7 protein-coding genes are annotated in these 3173 nt (G+C 32.1%); 1 reads left to right on the top strand and 6 read right to left on the bottom strand.

The features are described from left to right. On the top strand, positions 1 to 162 hold a 162-nt coding region (locus AC13CC_RS10325), incomplete at its 5' end, for an integrase core domain-containing protein (RefSeq protein WP_482875801.1). A 269-nt stretch (positions 163 to 431) separates the two neighbouring features. On the opposite strand, the gene AC13CC_RS10320 is transcribed toward AC13CC_RS10325, so the two are convergent. The 6 genes from AC13CC_RS10320 to AC13CC_RS10295 are packed head-to-tail and all read right to left on the bottom strand — an operon-like array spanning position 432 to position 2752. Continuing rightward, positions 432 to 596 carry a hypothetical protein gene (locus tag AC13CC_RS10320; protein ID WP_482875800.1) on the bottom strand — a complete coding sequence of 55 codons (165 nt, stop codon included), beginning with the start codon at positions 594 to 596 and terminating at the stop codon, positions 432 to 434. A gap of 28 nt (positions 597 to 624) precedes the next feature. Beyond that, positions 625 to 903, bottom strand: a complete 279-nt coding sequence (locus AC13CC_RS10315; protein WP_482875799.1) for a hypothetical protein — start codon at positions 901 to 903, stop codon at positions 625 to 627. 37 nt (positions 904 to 940) lie between these two features. Further along, positions 941 to 1249 (bottom strand): hypothetical protein, encoded by a 309-nt coding sequence (locus AC13CC_RS10310; RefSeq protein ID WP_482875797.1) that lies wholly within the window; start codon positions 1247 to 1249, stop codon positions 941 to 943. 47 nt (positions 1250 to 1296) lie between these two features. Then, a complete protein-coding gene (locus AC13CC_RS10305; RefSeq protein WP_482875796.1) occupies positions 1297 to 1716 on the bottom strand; it encodes a hypothetical protein in 420 nt (139 codons plus the stop codon). Positions 1717 to 1759: 43 nt separating this feature from the next. After that, complete coding sequence (locus AC13CC_RS10300) at positions 1760 to 2155, bottom strand: hypothetical protein (protein WP_482875794.1); 396 nt, start codon at positions 2153 to 2155, stop codon at positions 1760 to 1762. Positions 2156 to 2209: 54 nt separating this feature from the next. Then, positions 2210 to 2752: a hypothetical protein gene (locus tag AC13CC_RS10295; protein WP_482875793.1), complete on the bottom strand. Its 543-nt coding sequence runs from the start codon at positions 2750 to 2752 to the stop codon at positions 2210 to 2212. Positions 2753 to 3173: the final 421 nt, after the last annotated feature.

The following is a 3173-nucleotide window of genomic DNA, read 5'->3' as shown; positions in this document are numbered from 1 at the left end:
GTAAGGGAACAGGCACGGATTTGGATGGACGATTACAACAATTACAGGCCACACAAGGCCCTGGGATATGTGTCCCCAAAACAATATCTGGAACTTAATTCCTTGTGCGGTACCGCACAAGGAATTAAAAACGATAAATTTGATGAAGTTTTAGAAAAATAAGCAGTTCTATCTAAGGGAAGTCTACAATTGTATGTTGTTGTAAATCAGAAACAAGCACTGAAATTCCAGAACCTGCACACCTTATTGCACATTTATTATGAAAATGAGAATAAGAACATATCCATTTGATACTAAAAATACTGAAATCAGTTTAAAAAGGATGAATTATTCTGAAAAAATAATATTCCTAGCACCAATATTCTTTTACCAATCTATTTAGAAAACCTCTCCTAAGGATTGGGATATCTAAAACTTTATTAGCCTATCCTTTATTTAGAATTTAATATTGCTTGTCTTTCTTCTTCAGTCAATCCGTCTATTAAAGTTAATAATTTCCCAAAGGCTTCAATGGTTTCTTCTTCAGGCTCAAAATTTAAATTTGGGTTTAAATCAGAGTATGGGATAGTGCCTTTAATTATTTTGTTTCTTTTCATGTCATTACTCATCTTATGTTATGATCGTTTATTTAGACTTTAGTTTTTCAATTACTTCATCGATTATTATATGAAAATCACTTATACTCTCGAAGTTATTAAATTCTGCTTGGTGCTGAGGAGTAGTTCCCCCAAAAGTCAAATATTTAATTATATTATTATGCTCAATATATTTGAAGCATGAATACCTAATTTCTTCCATTTCAATTTTCATCTTTTTACTCGACTTACTGCCTGTATTGAAAGCTTTTCTGATAAACTCATGGCGCTCTTTATACCCCAATAAGTTAACAATATGCTCTTCCATGTTTTCATTCATATCCTAGAATAATCGCTTATTTGAACTATTTGCGAATTACATAATCGACAAGTTGATTAAACATATCTTTTTTGGTTGCTAAATCTTTCAAACCAAATTGTTCTGAATTTTTATTAGAAATAACTTTCCCAATACAGATTGAATCATCCTTTTCAACTTCTGCAATAAAAATACAATGGCCTGTCCAACTCCTGTGAAAATAAATCCTTTGTTCTTTATAATAGACAAACCATTTATCTTCCATTTGGTTTGGTTTAAGCCCCTCATGAAGTTTGTTATATTCATGTGACATTAACACCCGTCCAGAATAAAAGATTTCTCTTTCTTCTGGCATTGGAACAATTTTCCAATCTTGAGGCTTTATCATCGTTTATTTAAACTTTATAATAGATTCATATATCCAGCAACTACCAAACAGACAATGAAAAGAACAAACCAAAACAAAATTCCTAGAGCCTGAACTTCGGATGCTTGTTTTGCTTTTTTATCAAATCCATATTTCTCAAATCGCTGATATTCCGAATCTGTAAAATGATCATTTCGCCACTTAGGCCTTGGAGTGATAAATGGTAATATGAAAAATGACAACCACTCTTCTCTTGTCAAGGATTCATTTTTTCGATTTTCTTTAAATTCGAGATACTTCAAATATTCTGATTCTGTAGTTTGAAGCTCGTCATCCGTTAAACTCCTTTTCTCCAATTCTGCTTGAGCCTTAACAATCAAAACCTTATTCTGACTATTTTTAATCACATCCAATAACTCAACATTGGTATGTCTATAGATTTTCTTGTCAAGCATCAAAAGTTAAGTTTATTGGATTTACAAATCGTTTATTTGAACTTTATGTGTTGAGAATTAATTCTCTATAATCAATCCATTTTTGTAAATCCAATTTAGACTTTTCGATATCAAAGAAGAAAGGACTGGATCCATCCGTGGCTTTCAATCTAAGATGGTCCAAAATATTTCCAATACATGGCACCGCAAGTTCATTTCCTCTTATGTGCATCACGAAACCATCGAATTTCTCAGAATCGCCCATATTAAACTCTATTGAGAATTGTCCGTTCTCTAATTTCCCCCAAGATGGATTTGAAAAATCCACAGTTGGTTCAACTGTTTTTATTTTATCAATGATATCTGACCTCTTACCAATTGATTGCGGTTCAAAATCATCGGAGATACCATCCAAAGAATCAAAATCCCCCCAGTCTTGCACGAATAAATCCCAACTCATTTTGACACTATCAATAATTTGAAATTTAAAATATGTATCACTTACAAAACGGAATTAATACCGACTTACTTTTTCAATGGTTTCCCCGTTAACCCTTAACTTGATTTTAGTTTCCTTTATCCCCATCACATCAGTGGAAATATTAGATTCAAACTGGTATCTAATTTGATACAATTCAGTAAGCATATCCAGGTTGATTTTTTTAGGTGACGAGACATTACTTTTTTGTCTTGAATAGTTCAATGCACCAAAACCAATCCCGACAATGAAAATCCCTATTACGAAAATCACAATTGTACCTGTATGGAAAACCCCAAGTTCTAATAATTTAAAACTTAAATAATAGCAGAGGTATAATACCGCTAAACCTATAAGACTGTAAAAAATCATATTCCCAATTGCTAATTTTTTCACATACTTTGAATCTTGGAATTCAGTATTGATTTCAATCAGCTTTTCCTTCATTTTCTTATCCAATTGAATATCTGGGCATTTCTTAATGAAACTTGCTTTTTTATCAGTTAAGCTACAAACAATACCGTCATGGAGATTGAATGAACTTAAATCGCATATTTCACAATGCTTTGAATTTTCCATTTGACTAATTATGGCTTATTATAATTGGCAATTGTTTAAATGTAGGAATTTTCTAATTACAAAAAATTTGGTTTTAGGTGAAAGGATAGAAAAACAGACAATCTGCCCCGCGAAACTGAATTTCATTGTTCAAGTAAATAAGGGGCTAAATGGTAAACTAATTAAGGATACGGAATAAGCAAACCCTTTTATCAATGATTTGTTTTAGGGTAAAAGTTCAAACCTTAAAAGTATTGAGAAATGATTTAAAGAGCGAACGAAGCAAAGCGAAGTGCTGCAAGCCCAAATCCTTTAGATTAGATTTCCATTTAAGAACCGTCATTGTTGATTCCTAATAGTTGGTCATCGCACTAAATCTTTGTCCTTTATTTTATGGATAACTTTGGTAGTAATCAAAAAGAGAATGGGGTGAACTCGGCCC

The sequence above is a fragment of the Flagellimonas sp. L-11 genome (genome assembly GCF_056857735.1).
Note: the sequence above shows the minus strand (reverse complement) of the source record. Positions and strands in the feature narration are given on the sequence as shown.

Coding starts and splice junctions, on each gene's coding strand:
- AC13CC_RS10295 (WP_482875793.1), bottom strand. CDS start 2,752: ATGGAAAATTCAAAGCATTGTGAAATATGCGATTTAAGTTCATTCAAT.
- AC13CC_RS10310 (WP_482875797.1), bottom strand. CDS start 1,249: ATGCCAGAAGAAAGAGAAATCTTTTATTCTGGACGGGTGTTAATGTCA.
- AC13CC_RS10305 (WP_482875796.1), bottom strand. CDS start 1,716: ATGCTTGACAAGAAAATCTATAGACATACCAATGTTGAGTTATTGGAT.
- AC13CC_RS10320 (WP_482875800.1), bottom strand. CDS start 596: ATGAAAAGAAACAAAATAATTAAAGGCACTATCCCATACTCTGATTTA.
- AC13CC_RS10315 (WP_482875799.1), bottom strand. CDS start 903: ATGGAAGAGCATATTGTTAACTTATTGGGGTATAAAGAGCGCCATGAG.
- AC13CC_RS10300 (WP_482875794.1), bottom strand. CDS start 2,155: ATGAGTTGGGATTTATTCGTGCAAGACTGGGGGGATTTTGATTCTTTG.